This is a genomic window from Nocardioides sp. Root682 (assembly GCF_001427795.1).
Taxonomy (GTDB): domain Bacteria; phylum Actinomycetota; class Actinomycetes; order Propionibacteriales; family Nocardioidaceae; genus Nocardioides.
This window is the reverse complement of sequence record NZ_LMHJ01000001.1, coordinates 824,878-840,259: the sequence shown is the minus strand read 5'-3', so window position 1 is coordinate 840,259 and position 15,382 is coordinate 824,878. Positions and strand designations below refer to the sequence as shown.

The 15,382-nt window shown below is 70.1% G+C and carries 13 protein-coding genes and 1 pseudogene; 12 read left to right on the top strand and 2 right to left on the bottom strand.

The window, feature by feature from the left end; translation table 11 throughout:
• Positions 1 to 66: 66 nt before the first annotated feature.
• Complete coding sequence (locus ASD84_RS04025) at positions 67 to 1,677, bottom strand: helix-turn-helix transcriptional regulator (protein WP_056706883.1); 1,611 nt, start codon at positions 1,675 to 1,677, stop codon at positions 67 to 69.
• A gap of 31 nt (positions 1,678 to 1,708) precedes the next feature.
• The gene (locus ASD84_RS04020; protein WP_056706880.1) at positions 1,709 to 2,368 is read right to left on the bottom strand and encodes a TetR/AcrR family transcriptional regulator; all 660 of its coding nucleotides are present in this window, start codon (positions 2,366 to 2,368) and stop codon (positions 1,709 to 1,711) included.
• A 93-nt stretch (positions 2,369 to 2,461) separates the two neighbouring features.
• Between ASD84_RS04020 and ASD84_RS25975 the strand changes: the two genes are divergently transcribed.
• The 12 genes and pseudogenes from ASD84_RS25975 to ASD84_RS26155 form a co-directional block, all read left to right on the top strand.
• Entirely contained in the window at positions 2,462 to 3,433 is a 972-nt protein-coding gene (locus tag ASD84_RS25975; protein WP_056706878.1) for an enoyl-CoA hydratase/isomerase family protein, read from the top strand.
• On the top strand, positions 3,430 to 4,332 hold the full coding sequence (locus ASD84_RS04010; protein ID WP_056706875.1) for an alpha/beta hydrolase: 903 nt from the start codon (positions 3,430 to 3,432) through the stop codon (positions 4,330 to 4,332). The genes ASD84_RS25975 and ASD84_RS04010 overlap by 4 nt, the downstream gene beginning before the upstream one ends.
• Before the next feature lie 5 nt (positions 4,333 to 4,337).
• Complete coding sequence (locus tag ASD84_RS04005; RefSeq protein ID WP_056710629.1) at positions 4,338 to 5,840, top strand: class I adenylate-forming enzyme family protein; 1,503 nt, start codon at positions 4,338 to 4,340, stop codon at positions 5,838 to 5,840.
• Between the two features lies 1 nt (position 5,841).
• Complete coding sequence (locus ASD84_RS04000) at positions 5,842 to 6,846, top strand: NADP-dependent oxidoreductase (protein WP_056706874.1); 1,005 nt, start codon at positions 5,842 to 5,844, stop codon at positions 6,844 to 6,846.
• Entirely contained in the window at positions 6,843 to 7,691 is an 849-nt protein-coding gene (locus ASD84_RS03995) for an alpha/beta fold hydrolase (protein WP_056706872.1), read from the top strand. The genes ASD84_RS04000 and ASD84_RS03995 overlap by 4 nt, the downstream gene beginning before the upstream one ends.
• Positions 7,692 to 7,820: 129 nt before the next feature.
• A complete protein-coding gene (locus ASD84_RS03990; protein ID WP_056706871.1) occupies positions 7,821 to 8,393 on the top strand; it encodes a TetR/AcrR family transcriptional regulator in 573 nt (190 codons plus the stop codon).
• Positions 8,394 to 8,506: 113 nt separating this feature from the next.
• Positions 8,507 to 9,754, top strand: coding sequence for an NADH:flavin oxidoreductase/NADH oxidase family protein (locus ASD84_RS03985; RefSeq protein ID WP_056706869.1), 1,248 nt, complete (start codon positions 8,507 to 8,509; stop codon positions 9,752 to 9,754).
• Positions 9,751 to 10,656 (top strand): SDR family NAD(P)-dependent oxidoreductase, encoded by a 906-nt coding sequence (locus ASD84_RS03980; RefSeq protein ID WP_082573140.1) that lies wholly within the window; start codon positions 9,751 to 9,753, stop codon positions 10,654 to 10,656. Before ASD84_RS03985 ends, ASD84_RS03980 begins: the two co-directional genes overlap by 4 nt.
• On the top strand, positions 10,653 to 11,489 hold the full coding sequence (locus ASD84_RS03975) for an alpha/beta fold hydrolase (RefSeq protein ID WP_056706868.1): 837 nt from the start codon (positions 10,653 to 10,655) through the stop codon (positions 11,487 to 11,489). The genes ASD84_RS03980 and ASD84_RS03975 overlap by 4 nt, the downstream gene beginning before the upstream one ends.
• Positions 11,486 to 12,229 carry a hypothetical protein gene (locus ASD84_RS03970; protein ID WP_056706866.1) on the top strand — a complete coding sequence of 248 codons (744 nt, stop codon included), beginning with the start codon at positions 11,486 to 11,488 and terminating at the stop codon, positions 12,227 to 12,229. The genes ASD84_RS03975 and ASD84_RS03970 overlap by 4 nt, the downstream gene beginning before the upstream one ends.
• A 110-nt stretch (positions 12,230 to 12,339) precedes the next feature.
• Positions 12,340 to 15,114, top strand: a complete 2,775-nt coding sequence (locus tag ASD84_RS03965) for a choice-of-anchor D domain-containing protein (RefSeq protein ID WP_056706864.1) — start codon at positions 12,340 to 12,342, stop codon at positions 15,112 to 15,114.
• Positions 15,115 to 15,230: 116 nt separating this feature from the next.
• Positions 15,231 to 15,365 (top strand): annotated as a pseudogene (locus ASD84_RS26155) (double zinc ribbon domain-containing protein); the annotation flags it as partial.
• Positions 15,366 to 15,382: the final 17 nt, after the last annotated feature.

The following is a 15,382-nucleotide window of genomic DNA, read 5'->3' as shown; positions in this document are numbered from 1 at the left end:
AGGCGCGGAATGGCGCCTCCACGCAACAGTCGCTGGCCGAGGACGGACAGGTATCGGGGAACTCCCCTAGTTGCCGGCTGGTTCGTGCCGTACGGCGTAGGCGGTGGCCTCGGCGCGGTTGCGGAGCCCGAGCTTGAGCAGCAGGTTGCCGACGTGGTGTTCCACGGTCTTGCGGCTGATGAACAGTCGCTCGGCGATCTCGGGGTTGGAGAGTCCTTCCCCCAGCAGGCGGAGCACGTCGGCCTCGCGCCTGGTGAGCACCTGGCCGGAGGACCGTGGTGGAGGGACCTTCTGGCCGAGTGCTCGCAGCACTGCGGAAGCGGCGTCGACGTGTCGTGCGGCTTCGAGCTTGACGAAGACGGCCAGCGCGGCGCGCGCCTCGGCCACCGCGACCTCGGGACTGTCACGGGTGCAGGCCCTGGCAAGGTCGAGGCGACACAAGGACATCTCGAAGGGCAGCTGGGTCCGTGTGAAGCCGTCCAGCGCATCGCGGAGCCACGCCCGAGGGTCGTCGTGCTCGGCGTGGCCACGGGCGAGTGCGACCAGGGCGGTCGCGTACGGCGTCGGATGCGCTTCCGCGCAGGCGGCGAGGTCGGCGATCGTCTGTTGCGGGTCCTCGCCGCAGGCCAGCTGCGCCTCGACGAGCTGCGCCAGCAACGGGATGCACGCGCTGCTACCCGGGTCTGCCTTCCGGGCAGCGCGTTCGAGCAGGTCCAGGGCGATCGTCGACTCGCCGCGGGCGAGGTGCAGTGCGGTGCGGGGCAGTATGGCCTCGCCGTCGGTCTGGTCCTCGAGCAGGCTTGCTGCCTCGTCGTACCGGCCCTGCTTGATCCTGAGGTCGGCCAGTCGGATCAGTGCGCCGGCCTTGAGCGAGCGCTTGCCCAGGGCCCACAGCCGCACCGCCTCGGTGAGCGCCACGTCCGCCTCGGGCCATCTGCCTGCGGCGGTCAGGATGCCGCCGTAGTGGGTGTGGCAGTAGGCGCTCACAGCGGGCAGTCCGCGCCGCGCCGCGATCTGCTCGCCGACCCGGATCCACTGCTCGGCCCGGTGCACGTCCTGGGCGTGCTCGCACGCGGAGAACAGCTGGCAGAAGATCTCCTCGATGACGATGAAGTCCTCGACCTCGCCGCCTGCCACGGCCGCGAGCGCTTCGTCGAGCAACACCATCCCTTCCTCCGTACGGTCGCCGTGGACGAGGCTGGCGCCGAGGTAGGACATGGTCGCGAACGTGAGGTGCGGATCGTCGGTCTCGCGCCCGATCTCGATGGCTGTGTGGAAAGCCGTGTCCTTCGTCGCACGGGACTCGGCGAACATGCCCTCGGTCAGGGCCACCCAACCCCGTTCACTGGACTGCGGCAGTTGGCCCAGCAGTGTCTTTGCTCGCGCGATCCAGCCGTTGGCCACCGCCCAGTCGCCGGCGGTCGTGCCGTACATGTAGCCCAACGTCCGCGCCACGCGTGCCGATCCGGCGCCGTCGCCCTGGACGCGGTAGCCGGCGTACGCACGCTCGAACTCCGCGATCGCCCGTGGATACTCCGACAGCACATAGGAAGCCGCAGCCAGACCCTCGAGCACCTCGGGCGTGAGCTCGCCGCGCTCGAACTCCGTCCGTGCGCTGGTCGCATCCCCGACGCGCAGCGCGGCACGACCCAGCTCGACGTGCTCGTTGGCGGCCACCAGCTGATCATTCCACTGTCCAGCCCTGGTGCTAGCGGCTCAACGCCGCCAGGTGTGACGCCAGCGCACGATCGGGTGTGTCGCCCAGACCGACGCAGAAGGTCACGCCCATCGGCACCAGGACCTGCGTCAGCGGGTCCTCGAACTCGACGAAGTGGTCGGCCAGCTCGAGGCTGATGAAGCCGTGCACGTAGCTCCACAGCGACGCCGCGAGGACCTCGGGCTCGGCGGGGGAGATGCGCCCCGACGCGACCAAGCGGGCGCAGGCGTCGATGACGTGCGCATAGCCGGCCTTGAAGGCCGGCGAGTGCCCGCTCAGGCGGGCACCGGCACCCGCCGCGGGTCGGTAGGTCGCCCGGGTGGAGAGGCCGAACATCAGGTCGTAGAGGTGCGGGTTCGCCTGCGCCGTCCGGCGGCACCGGATGCCCATCGCGAACAGGTCCGTCACCGGGTCCTCGGTCACGGGGATCTCCGCGAACCCGCGCTCGAGCTCGCCGAAACCGTGGTCGGCCACTGCGCCGACGAGCTCGGGCACGCCGCCGAAGTGGCTGTAGACGACCATCGTCGACAACCCGCACGCCGCGGCCACCGAGCGCACCTTGATGGCCGAGGGCCCCTCCTCGGCGAGCAGCGTCACCGCGGCCGCCACCAGTCGCTCGGGCACGCTGCCCGCGATCTCTTCCACTGCCATGCGCCCGATGCTTTCACTCGTGGGGCAGGTCACCCTTGTCGTGTCCCGATAACTTCGTTATTCTAGCGGAACGCAACGAGGAAAGCAGGCGTCATGGCGGAGAAGGAAGCGGGTCACCTCGACATCGAGGAGCGCGGAGCAGTGGTCGTCGTACGCATCGACGGCGGGCCGCGCCAGGTGTTCGGGCCGGACATCGCCGCGGAGCTGGAGAGGCTGGTCGACCGGGTCGACGCCGATCCCGACATCCGCGCGGTGGTCTTCACCGGGAAGCATCCCGACCGGTTCGTCAGCCATGCCGAGGTCCGCTGGCTCCAGGAGGGCGGCGCGGCCGTCCCCGCTGTCGGCCGACGCGGGGCCTCCGCCCTCGCCCGCACGGCGTACGGCGTCAACAAGGCCAGCGCCGCGCTGGCCCCGGCACTGCGCAACACGCCGCTGTGGCCGGCGGTCGAGCTCGAGAGCCTGCACCAGACGTTCCTCAAGATGAACCGCAGCGGCGCCATCTTCATCGCTGCGCTCAACGGTTCGGCGCTCGGCCTGGGTGCGGAGTTCGCGTGGGCCAACGACCTGCGGGTGATGGCCGACGGCGACTTCTTCATCGGCCAGCCCGAGGTGCTGCTCGGCATCATGCCGGGCGGCGGCGGAACCCAGCGGCTGACCCGGCTGATCGGCACCCACCGCTCGCTCGTCGCGATCCTGGAGGGCAAGCCCTTCACGCCGGCGGAGGCGCTGGAACTCGGCGCGGTCGACGACGTCGTACCGCAGGAGGACGTGCTGGAGCGGGCGCTCGAGCTCGCCGCGCACTTCGGGTCCCGGACAAGGGAGTCGGTCGCCGCGATCAAGCGCTCGGTCTACCTCGGCGGCTCGATGTCGCTGGAGGACGGGCTGCACGTCGAGCGCACCGAGTTCCTCAGGCAGGCACTCTCGAAGGAAGGGCAGCGCCTGATGCTGCAGTACATGGCCGACACCGAGGCCACCGGCGAGCTGCCGCTCTACACCGGCGACACCTTCGAGGAGGCCCTGGTCGCCGGCTCGGTCCCCAGCATCGCGCGGGAGGTGGCCCGATGAGCGCGCACACCTTCACTCGCCACGACGTCCGGTTCGCCTCCGACGGCGACGACTGCGCCGCCTGGCTCCACCTGCCCGACGGCGTCACCTCGCCGCCCGTCGTGGTCCTGGGCCACGGCCTGGGCGCGACCCGCGACATGCGTCTGGACGCGTACGGCGAACGCTTCGCCCAGGCAGGGATCGCCGCCCTGTCCTTCACCTACCGGCACTTCGGTGACAGCGAGGGCAGCCCGCGGCAGCTGCTGTCGATCAAGCGCCAGCTCGCCGACTGGGATGCAGCGCTGGCCCACGTGCAGACCAGGACGGACGTCGACCGGACGCGGGTCGCGGTGTGGGGCAGCTCGTTCGGTGGCGGCCACGCCATCACCGTGGCGTCGCGGCACCCGGAGCTCAGCGCCGCTGTCGCGCAGTGCCCGTTCACCGACGGGCTCGCGTCCGCGAAGGCACTCGGTGCCCGCGGGACGCTGAAGGTCCTTCCGCTGGTCGCCCGCGACGTGGCGGCGGCCGCCACTGGCCGGGCACCCGTGATGATCCCGCTGGCGGCCGCACCGGGCGAACGGGCGCTGATGAATGCCCCGGACGCGCTCCAGGGCTACCAGGCGCTGGTCCCGTCTGGCGGCACCTTCGTCAACGAGGTCGCTGCACGAGTTGCCCCGACCATCACGCGCTACCGCCCCGGGAAGGCCGCGCGCCGCGTGGCCCCACCGATCCTCTTCTGCATCACGAACCACGACACCGTGACGCCGGCCGCGCAGACCCTCGCCTACGCGAAGACCGCACCGCGCGGCGAGATCAAGGAGTACGACGCCGGGCACTTCGACATCTACCTGGGCGCCGCGTTCGAGGAAGTCGTCGCCGACCAGGTCGAGTTCCTCACTCGCCACTTCGAGAAGGCGTGATCGCGATGCACCTCGCTTCCGTCCCCGACGATCGGGCCCGCCGCGACCCGAACGGCCGCGCGCTCTCCGACGCGTCACGGACCCTCACCAACGCGGACCTGCTGCACCAGGTCGCGGCAGCGGCCGAGCACCTGCGCGACCTCGGGGTCGGGCCGGCCGACGTCGTCGCGCTGAAGCTGACCAACCGGATCGAGTTCGTCGTGCTCCTCTTCGCCGCCTGGCGACTGGGTGCGACGGTCACGCCGGTGAACCCCGGCCTGACCGAGGGTGAGGTCGCGCGGCAGGTCGATGACGCGCAGGCCCGCCTCCTCGTCGTCGAGGACGACGACCCGGCCTCTGCGTCGATCCAGGTCCTGGCCGTCGGCGACCTGCGGCGGACGCCGCGTCACGCTGTCCACGCGACCGCGGACCTGGACGACGCCGCGCTGGCGCTGCTCATCTACACGAGCGGGACCACCGGTGTGCCGAAGGGCGTGATGCTCGACCACGCCAACCTCCGGGCCATGGTGGAGATGGGCCGGCAGGGCCTCGGGGTGGGCCCGGAGGACCGCTGCCTGCTGATCCTTCCGTTGTTCCACGTCAACGGCATCGTGGTCAGCGTGCTGCTGCCGCTCGCCACCGGCGCGAGCGTGGTCATCGCGAGCCGGTTCAAGCCGCACACCTTCTTCGACCTCGTCGAGACCGAGCGGCCGACGTACTTCAGTGCGGTGCCGACGATCTACGCGATCCTGGCCGCACGACCCGCGGACGAACGACCGGACACCTCGTCGGTGCGGTTCGCGGTCTGCGGCGCCGCGCCCGCGTCGGCGGAGCTCCTGGAGCGGTTCGAGGACCGCTTCGGGTTCCCGCTGATCGAGGGCTACGGCCTCTCCGAGGCGACGTGCGGGTCGACGATCAACCCGGTCGACGGACCCCGTCGCGTGGGCACCGTCGGGCTGCCCTTCCCGGGCCAGGAGGTACGCATCCTCGACGCCCGCGGCGCCGAGGTGCCAGCGGGGACCGCCGGCGAGGTCGCCGTCCGCGGCGCGAACGTGATGCGCGGCTACCTCGGTCGTCCCGACGAGACGGCGAAGGTGATCGTCGACGGCTGGCTGCACACCGGCGACGTCGGCCAGCTCGACGCGGACGGTTACCTCACCCTCGTCGGCCGGTCGAAGGACATGATCATCCGGGGTGGCGAGAACATCTACCCGAAGGAGATCGAGGACGTGCTGGCAGCGCACCCGAGCGTGCTCGAAGCGGCCGTCATTGGAGTGCCCGACCCGGTCTGGGGCGAGGTGGTCGTCGCGTACGTCGAAGTGGCGCCCGGGCACGCAGTCGACACCGACCTGCTCAAGCAGCACTGCGCCGCCGAGCTGTCCGGCTACAAGCGACCGGTGGCGTTCCACGTGCTCGACGCGCTGCCCCGCAATGCGGTGGGCAAGATCGCGAAGCCCGTGCTCCGTGCCACCGCCGCGTCCACCGGACCCCTTGAAACCTCCGAGAACCCTGCACAGAAGGTTGGCTGACATGAAGGCATTCGTCGTCGAGAAGTACGGCAAGGACGGGCTCCGCGCCGTCGACGTACCCGAACCAACGATGGGCCCGGGCGACGTGCTGGTCCGGGTGCGCGCCGCGAGCATCAACCCGCTGGACAAGATGGTCCGCAACGGTGAGTTCAAGCAGCTGCTGAAGTACAAGACCCCGTTCGTGCTCGGTCACGACGTGGCTGGCGTGGTCGCACGCGTCGGTGCAGACGTCCGCTCGTTCAAGGTGGGCGACGAGGTCTACGCGCGCCCCCGCGACCTGCGGATCGGCACGTTCGCGGAAGCCATCGCCGTCGACCAGGACGACGTCGCCCTCAAGCCGACCAGCCTCACCATGGAGGAGGCGGCAGCCGTACCGCTCGTGGCTCTCGCGGCGTGGCAGGCACTCGTCGATGTCGCGCAGGTGCAGCCCGGCCAGAAGGTCCTCGTCCACGCCGGGGCCGGTGGCCTCGGTTCGACGGTCATCCAGGTCGCCCGCCACCTCGGTGCGTACGTCGCCACGACGGCGCGCGGTGACGAGGCGGACCGCCTGCGCGCGCTCGGTGCCGACGAGGTGATCGACTACCTGACCGCGGACTTCGCCGAGGTTCTCTCCGGGTACGACGTCGTCCTCGACTCGCTCGGGGGCGAGAACCTGACCAAGTCACTCACGGTGCTCAAGCCGGGTGGGCTCGCGATCAGCGTGGTCGGACCGCCCGACCCCGACTTCGCCGGGCAGCTGGGTCAGCCCCTGCTCAAGCCGGTCATGGCTGTGCTGGGCCGCAAGGTGCGGGCGCGGGCGAAGAAGCTCGGCGTGCGCTACTCGTTCTTCTTCATGCGCGCCGACGGTGCGCAGCTCGCGACCCTGGCCGCGTTGTACGACAGCGGGGTGCTGAAGCCGGTGCTCGATCGGACCTTCGAGTTCGACCGGACCCTGGACGCGATGGCCTACGTCGAGCAGGGCAAGGCCAACGGCAAGATCGTGATCACCGTCGACGAGACGCCATGATCGGGACTCGGCAGGGACGCACGGCGGGCGAGGCGCCGACTCGACGGATCGAAGCGGCCGGCACGCAGTTCGCGTATCGCGACTTCGGGCCCCTGTCGGGCACCCCGGTCGTGTTCCTCCACCACTTCACTGCGGTCATCGACGACTGGGATCCGCGGGTCATCGACGGCCTTGCCGCCGAGCGCAGGGTGATCACCTTCGACAACCGGGGCATCGGCGGGTCAACAGGCAAGGCGCCCACCTCGGTGGAGGCGATGGCGGACGACGCGATCGCGTTCATCCGCGCCCTCGACCTGGGACCCGTCGACCTGATGGGCTTCTCCCTGGGCGGCTTCGTCGCCCAGGTGGTCGTGGAGCGGGCGCCGGACCTGGTCCGTCGCCTGGTCCTCGCCGGCACCGGACCCGCGGGTGGTGATGGCGTGGGTGAGTCCAACGCCCGGATGGTGAGCGACCTGTTGCACGGGCTCGTCACACTGCGGAACCCCAAGCCTCTGCTGTTCTTCACGCGCACCCCCAACGGGAGGGCGGCTGCGGCCGACTACATGCGCAGGCTGGGGGAGCGCACCGAGGACCGCGTCCGTGGTACGACGCCGCGCGGCGTGGCCGCGCAGATCGCGGCCGTGCGCCGCTGGGGTGCGCGCGAGCCCATGGACCTGGCGGCGATCGAGCATCCCGTGCTCGTCGCGAACGGTGAGGACGACCGGATGCTGCCGACCCGCAGCTCCTTCGACCTCGCCCACGCGCTGCCGAACGCGACGCTGCGCATCTACCCCGACGCCGGGCACGGGGGAGTCTTCCAGCACCACGACCGGTTCGTGGCGGACGTGCTGGCGTTCCTGCGCTGACCTGGCTGACGGGGCCCTCTGGTTCGGCCGCGTGGCGACAACCTGCCCAGGACTGTTGGATGACAGTCGTAATATTACACACGGCAGGTAATCGACTACGCTGGACGCAACGAGGACCGAGGGGGAGCGATGGCGCGGTACGGCAAGGAGCACAAGGAGGCGACGCGGCAACGCATCGTCGAGTCGGCGAGCCGCCGCTTCAAGCAGAGCGGGGTCGACGGCTCCGGCATCGCCACCTTGATGGCCGATGTCGGCCTGACCAACGGTGCGTTCTATGCGCACTTCGAGTCCAAGGACGACCTCGTCGCGACGATCGTCACCGACGAGGTGCGTGCCCAGGCAGACGCGATCAGTGCGTTGCCGGCAGGCAAGGCGGGGCTGGAGCAGTTCATCCGCGAGTACCTGTCGGTGGAGCACCGGGACAACGCTGCCCTCGGCTGTCCTTCGGCTGCTCTCCTGGACGAGATCGTGCGCTGCGGCGATGCGGCTCGCGAGGGCTACACCGCGGGTGCCGCCACGATCATCGACGAGATCGCTGCCCGACTGTCCCCGCGGAACCCGTCGGGCGCGCGGGGTCGGGCGATCGGACTCTTCACGCTCCTCGTGGGCAGCCTCCAGCTGTCGCGTGCGCTCACTGACGGCGACCTGTCGCTCGAGGTCCTCGAGCGAGGCATCGAGAACGCCGGCACCTTCTTCCGCTGAACCGCGTCCCTCGCGGTCTCGGTGGCTGAGGTCACTGGCGAGAAGGGTTGCACCGGCAATGCATTACGATCATAATATGATGAACGTAATGCAATCGTCCTCCAGGAGCCCCGATGTCCCCGCTCAGCGAACCCCTTGACCTCCCGTGCGGCGTGCGACTGCCGAACCGCATCGCGAAGGCGGCGCTCAGTGAGGCGCTGGGCGATGCCGGCAACGCGCCCGACGACCGCCTCGTCACGCTGTACCGCCGGTGGGCCCAGGGCGGCTACGGACTGCTGATCACCGGCAACATCATGGTCGACCGCGACCACCTCGGTGAGCCCGGCAACGTGGTCATCGACGACGACCGGGCGCTCACCCAGCTCACGGAGTGGACCAAGGCGGCCCACGACGGCGGCGCGGCGATCTTCGCCCAGCTCAACCACCCAGGACGCCAGTCCAACCTGCTGGCGGTCGGTCACAAGCCGGTCGCTCCCAGCGCGGTGCCCCTCGCCATGCCGGGCGCCGCGACGCCCCGCGAGCTCACGGGACCCGAGATCGAGGAGATCATCGACCGGTTCGCGACTGCTGCCGCGGTCTGTGAAGAGGCCGGCTTCGACGGCGTCCAGCTGCACGCGGCCCACGGCTACCTGGTCACCCAGTTCCTCTCGCCCCTGACGAACCTGCGCACCGACGAGTGGGGCGGCACCCCGGAGCGGCGGATGCGGTTCCTGATCGAGGTCGTGCGGCGCGTCCGGCAGCGGGTGAGCCCGGGCTTCGCGGTGGCCGTGAAGCTGAACTCGGCCGACTTCCAGCGCGGCGGCTTCACCGAGGAGGACTCGCGAGCCGTCGTGGCAGCACTGGCGGCAGAGGCCGTCGACCTGATCGAGGTCTCCGGCGGCAACTACGAGTCGCCCGCCATGGGCGGCTCCGCCGCACCCGCGACCCGGGCGCGCGAGGCCTACTTCCTCGAGTACGCCCAGTCGGTGCGGGCCCAGGCCGGCTCGGTGCCGATCGCCGTCACGGGCGGGTTCCGCTCCCGCACGGCGATGGAGGAGGCCGTCACGGTTGGTGACTGCGACCTGGTCGGCATCGCCCGTCCCACGGTCACCGCCACCGACTCCGCCGCGCGCCTCCTCGACGGACGCGCCGACACGTTGACGACCCACGAGATCCAGGCGGGCCTGCGCGGGGTCCTCGGCCGCCTCACCGACCTGAAGGCGCTCGACGGGTTCCTGAACATCAGCTGGAACGTCGACCAGCTGCACCGGCTCGCACGCGGCCTCGAACCGGACCTGGACCGTGGTCCGTTGGCGACCGCGGTCGCGATGGTCCGCCGCAACGGTCGCGTGTCCTTCCGGCCGAAGCGCGGCACGGCATGAGCCGGGCGTCGTACGACCTGACCGACAAGGTCGTGCTGATCACCGGCGGCAACGGCGGCATCGGTGCTGCCACCGGGCGGGAGCTGCTGCGCCGGGGCGCTCGGCTCGTGGTCGCCGACATCGACCCCACGACGCCGACACGTTCGGCTGCCGTCGATGCCGACCGGGTCCTCGGCTGTGTCGCCGACGTACGTGACCGGTCCTCGCTCGACGCCGTCGTGGCCCAGGCGGTGGAGCGCTTCGGCCGGCTCGACGTCGTGATGGCCAACGCCGGCCTGCTGGCGAAGGCGGCGACCCTGCGCAACACGCCCACTGCCGATGTCGAGGCCACGCTCGCGGTCAACGTCACGGGCGTCGTCAACACGGTGGCCGCCGGGATGGACGAGGTGATCCGCAACCAGGGCCAGGTCGTCCTGATCAGCTCGGTGTTCGCGTTCATCAACGGCATGGGCACGATCCCGTACGCCATGAGCAAGGCGGCCGTCGAGCAGCTCGGCCGAGGGCTTCGGCTCGAGCTCGCCGACCACGGCGTCTCGGTGCTGACTGCGTACTTCTCGCTGGTCGACACCGACATGATCAGGCACGGCGTCGACGCGGACGACGTCGTCCTCGAGCTGCTCTCGACGCTCCCGAAGCCGATGCTCAAGCGCGTCACTCCGGCATCTGCCGCGACCGCCATCGTCGACGGTCTCGAGAGCCGGTCCGCACGCGTCATCCACCCGCGGGTGTGGCGACCCGTCTCCGCCCTGCGTGGCGTCCTCGGGCCCAGTCTCGATGCCCGGTTCGCGGGCGACCGTCGGATCCTCGACGTCCTCGCCCGCCTGGACGCCCGTCCCTCCGCAGTTCCCGAAGCCGTCCCCGCAGCTGTCCGTGCTGCACCTTCACGAAAGAAGAAGTCATGACCACCTGGCGCGACACCCCGACCAAGACCGTCACGATCGACGGAACGTCGTTCGCCTACCGCGAGCTGGGCACACCCGGCGGCGTACCGGTGGTCTTCCTCCACCACTTCACCGCCGTCCTCGACGACTGGGACCCGCGGATCCTCGACGGTGTCGCCGCGCAGCACCACGTCATCGCCTTCGACAACCGCGGCGTCGGCTCGACCGGCTCCCGTGTCCCCAACGACCTCGAGGAGATGGGCGCCGACGCCATCGCGTTCATCAGAGCTCTCGGGTACGACGAGGTCGACCTCTTCGGCTTCTCGCTCGGTGGAGCCGTCGCGCAGATGGTCGCGCTGCAGGAGCCCGGTCTGGTCCGCCGGATGGTGCTCGCCGGCACGGGGCCGCGTGGCGGTGGCGGCATCTGGAAGATGCCGTTCATCGTGGGCGGTGCCTACGCCAAGGCGTTCGCGACCCGCAAGGACCCGCGCCACTTCCTGTTCTTCCCGCGCAACGCGGAGGGAAAGAAGGCCGCGAAGGAGTACTTCGCCCGTCTGGCCGAACGCACGGGTGACCACAGCACGCCGGTGTCGCGGCAGGCGGCCATCGCACAGCTGCGGGCCATCACCACCGGCGGCCTGCACGCTCCCGACGACCTGTCTGCGATCAAGGTGCCGGTGCTGGTCGCCAACGGGGACCACGACCTGATGGTGGCCAGCGAGCACTCCGCCGACATGGCCCGCCGGCTGCCCGACGCCAAGCTGATCGTCTACCCGAACTCGGGCCACGGCGGCGTCTTCCAGCACCACCGCGAGTTCGTGCCCGAGATCCTCTCGTTCCTGGCCGCTCGATGACTGGGCCGGACTTCGTCACCGTCGACACCTTCGACCGCCCGCCCGGCGGACGGATCAGGTGGCGACGGAACCTCAGGCGCGTCGTGGACGGTGGCATCGACGGCCTCCGCAGTGCCACGGTGAACCACTCGAACAACGGGACGCACCGGGTGCCGCCCGGAGTGTTGCCGGGCGGTTGCACCCTGGTCGCTGCGTGGGAGTCCGCCGACGCGGCGGAGGCTGCCTTCGCAGGTCCGCTCCGACACGCGATCGACGGACCTGGACGCTTCAGCATGGACGGCGAGATCGTGCGCGTCAGGATCGACTCCGAGTCCGAGCGCAACGACTGGCACGGCTGGGAGCCGCGCGCCGAAGGCGCGGAGCCGCTGGCCAACGACGAGCCGATGGTGGCGATCGTCCACGGCATCCTCCGGCGGGGTGACCTGATCGACTTCGTGCGCAACAACGTGCACGCCGCCAGCCGCGCAGCTCACCACCCGGGGCACCGCGGCAGCGTCGACATCTCCTCGCAGCTGCCGTACGAGCACACCTCGATCAGCCTCTGGAAGACCTACGCACTCGCCCAGGACTTCGCCTACAAGCCGGGTGGCCACGCCAGTGCGCTCAAGCACGCGCTGAAGGCGAAGACCCATCGCGTCGGAGTGTTCCTGCAGGTCCGTCCGCTCGCGGCCACTGGCACGCTCGGCATCGACAAGGTGCCGTTCCCGCAGCTCCCCGAGGCGAATCGGGCGGGGCTCTGAGCGAGGCGGTGAGCAGGGTGCGTCCCCGAAAGCGATAGCCCGTCCGGGTCTTTCGTTCGGACGCGACGGGTGTCAGCATGCAGGCGGGAGGGCCCGAACAAGGCGGACGCATGCGATTTCGACTCCTCTCCCTGGTCTCCTTGGTCTCGCTGATCGGCTTGATGCTGGCCGCCATGGCCCTGCCGGCCTCGGCCGCGGCGGCCCACACGATCACACCGACCCCGATGTCGTTCCCGAACGCCACGGTGAACTCGACCATCACCAAGGCCGCCGTGATCAAGAACAGCGGCACGACCAACCTGCAGTTCAAGGCGACCATCAGTGGGAGCGGCTTCGCGCTGACCAACGTCACGCCGGGCGCCGGGTCCTGCCTGACGGGCCCGAACTCCGGTCTGAACGTCGCTCCGGGCGGGACCTGCACGGTCACGGTGGCGTTCACGCCCACGGCGCTCGGCCCGTTCAGTGGCACGATCACCGTGTCCGCGCTGCCCGCGACGGGATCCCCGAACACGTGGTCGACGTACTCGACCACCGGTACCCCGCTGGTCCACAGCTTCGGGGTGAGCGGCAGCGGTGCGAAGATCACCTCCACCGTCTCGCCGGCGTCCCTGGCGTTCGGCTACATCGAGAGCGGCGCAGCCAAGTACCTGACGGCGAAGGTGACCAACACCGCGACCGTGCCGATCACGGTGTCGCCTTCCTACTCGGGCGCGGTCGAGTTCGGCCCGTCTCCGTACTTCTCGCTCGGCAGCGACGCGTGTGTCCACCCCTCCGGCGAGACCCTCGTCTACCAGGTGGTGCCGGTCGGTGGGTCCTGCGACCTCGAGGTCGCCTTCCGCCCCACGGCGACTGGCTCCCGCACGGGAACGGCGACGCTGTCGATGGCGCGGGTGCAGTCCGGCAGGACGGGCGAGATCGGTGACCCGGGACCTGCGGAGGTGACCAAGACGGTCGCACTCTCCGGTTCGGGGACCACGCCTCTCTTCACCCTCACCCCCACGTCCCTGGCGTTCGGACAGATCACGCAGGGTGGCTACAAGACGCTCGATGTGACGGTGAAGAACACGTCCAAGAACCCCCTGCAGTTCTGGCCGGACTCCGCGGGCAGCGGTTACTTCTCGCTCTACGGCGACAGCTGCGTGCAGACGATCCCGAACGGGTTGGGCCAGACCTATCCGATCACGATCGAGCCCGCGGGGACCTGCCGGATGCAGGTCACCTTCTTCCCCGAAACCGTGGGCGCGCACAAGGCCACTCTTGTCGTGGGTGCGTACACCCCGGCCAGCCCCACGGTGAACGGCGGCCCGGCCGGGATCAGGGTCAGCTCGAGATCGCTGCCGGTCACCGGCACGGGCATCGCGCCGACGTCGACCTTGGCCCCCACCTCGCTCGCCTTCGGCACCGTGACCGTCGAGGGCATGAAGTTCCTGCCGGTGAAGGTCACCAACACCTCCACCACCTTCGTGTCGTACGAGCCCCGGATGGCGAGCGCCGGATCGGCTTTCTTCGTGAGTCCCGGGGGCAGCTCGTCGGGCGTCCCCGACTGTGAGGAGTCCCAGCCCTACGGGCAGTCCCACCCTCGCTCGATCCCGGCTGGGACGAGCTGCACCTTCCTCGTCGGCTTCTTCCCCCAGGCACTCGGCTCCCAGTCGGCACAGGTGATCGTCGACACCCACGGGAACAGCGGTTCGGTGCAGGCGTCGAAGACGCTCGCCGTGTCCGGGACCGGCGGGGTGGTGACGCTGACAGCCAGCCCCACCTCGATCGCCTTTGGCAACGTGACGGTCACTGGGACCAAGACCGTCCCCGTGGTACTGACCAACACCTCGAACGTCTCTGTCCAGTACTGGCCGGGGACGGCCACCGCGCCGTACTCGCTGTCGATGGGGACCTGCTTCGCGGCGGGTGACTTCCCGACACCCGTCTACGTCCCGCCCGGCGGCAGCTGCACGGCCCAGGTCAGCTTCAAGCCCACTGCGACCGGAGCCAAGAGCGGCTCGGTGGTGGTGGACGTCTACCGCAGCGGCAACTACGCCGGCCCCACCGGCACCAAGCGCGCCACCAGGTCGATCGCGGTCTCGGGCACCGGGATCAAGCCGACGATGACAGTGAGTCCGATCTCTTACGCGTTCGGTGCATTGACGGTCGACACGTCCCGTTCCCGGTCGGTGACGGTGACCAACACCTCGCAGATCCCACTCCAGTTCGACATCAGCGTCACCGGCGTACCGAACTACTCCGTCACCGACAGCGATGGCGACGGCGGCGACGACAACGGCTGTGCCGCGCCCGGCCCCCCGACGTACTACCGCATCCGGACCATTGCGCCCGGAGAGGCATGCACGATGTCGGTGCGCTTCCACCCGACTGCCGTCGGCTCGTTCAACGGCACCGTCACGGTGACCGGGCACACCCCGGGGGAGGGCCTGTTCGTGGAGGGCCCGGCGTTGACGTCCGCGTCGATGAGCGTGTCGGGCAGCGGCAAGGCGCTCGGGGCGACCGTGTCGCCGACCTCGCTGTCCTTCGGCTACGTCAAGGCCGGCACGGAGAAGGTCCTCACGCTGACGGTCACCAACACCGCCACGACCGCGGTCAGCTATGTGCCGACCGGCCCGTCGGAGAGTCCGTTCCAGGTCGTCGGCGTCACACTCAACGGCACTGACTGCGCCTACTCGAGCAGCTACGGAAACACGTACCTGACGGTCGCTCCTGGTGGGAAGTGCACGATCACGACCAGGTTCGCTCCGTGGGGTGTCGGTGCACGCACCGGCACCTTCAGGATCGGGATCTACCGGTCGCCCGATGCCGCTGGAACCTATCGCGACCTGCCCGCGGGCAGTCCCGAGACCACGCTGGTGGTGAACGCCTCCGGCACGGGCAACTGAGCATTGGTGGCAGGGGACAGGGCCGGATCGCGCGAACGTCCGCGCGGCGGGCGAGGGTGCGGCATGCTGGCCCGGTCATCGTCTTGCCGGAGACACCCGATGGGGAGGCAGTCCCGATGAGGACCTGCGCAGCATGTGGCACGGCTGGCCACGCCGACACCGCCAGCTTCTGTTTCGCCTGCGCCAGCCCCCTGGCCGAGGATGCGGCGTGCGCGTCCTGTGGCAGTGACCTCCCTCCCGGAGCCAGGTTCTGCCCGAGCTGCGCAGC

What these genes read in the sequence shown, in the direction of transcription:
- ASD84_RS03995 (WP_056706872.1), top strand. Translation starts at nt 6,843, where the DNA reads ATGATCGGGACTCGGCAGGGACGCACGGCGGGCGAGGCGCCGACTCGA.
- ASD84_RS03970 (WP_056706866.1), top strand. Translation starts at nt 11,486, where the DNA reads ATGACTGGGCCGGACTTCGTCACCGTCGACACCTTCGACCGCCCGCCC.
- ASD84_RS03985 (WP_056706869.1), top strand. Translation starts at nt 8,507, where the DNA reads ATGTCCCCGCTCAGCGAACCCCTTGACCTCCCGTGCGGCGTGCGACTG.
- ASD84_RS03980 (WP_082573140.1), top strand. Translation starts at nt 9,751, where the DNA reads ATGAGCCGGGCGTCGTACGACCTGACCGACAAGGTCGTGCTGATCACC.
- ASD84_RS04020 (WP_056706880.1), bottom strand. Translation starts at nt 2,368, where the DNA reads ATGGCAGTGGAAGAGATCGCGGGCAGCGTGCCCGAGCGACTGGTGGCG.
- ASD84_RS04000 (WP_056706874.1), top strand. Translation starts at nt 5,842, where the DNA reads ATGAAGGCATTCGTCGTCGAGAAGTACGGCAAGGACGGGCTCCGCGCC.
- ASD84_RS03965 (WP_056706864.1), top strand. Translation starts at nt 12,340, where the DNA reads ATGCGATTTCGACTCCTCTCCCTGGTCTCCTTGGTCTCGCTGATCGGC.
- ASD84_RS03975 (WP_056706868.1), top strand. Translation starts at nt 10,653, where the DNA reads ATGACCACCTGGCGCGACACCCCGACCAAGACCGTCACGATCGACGGA.
- ASD84_RS03990 (WP_056706871.1), top strand. Translation starts at nt 7,821, where the DNA reads ATGGCGCGGTACGGCAAGGAGCACAAGGAGGCGACGCGGCAACGCATC.
- ASD84_RS04005 (WP_056710629.1), top strand. Translation starts at nt 4,338, where the DNA reads ATGCACCTCGCTTCCGTCCCCGACGATCGGGCCCGCCGCGACCCGAAC.
- ASD84_RS25975 (WP_056706878.1), top strand. Translation starts at nt 2,462, where the DNA reads ATGGCGGAGAAGGAAGCGGGTCACCTCGACATCGAGGAGCGCGGAGCA.
- ASD84_RS04010 (WP_056706875.1), top strand. Translation starts at nt 3,430, where the DNA reads ATGAGCGCGCACACCTTCACTCGCCACGACGTCCGGTTCGCCTCCGAC.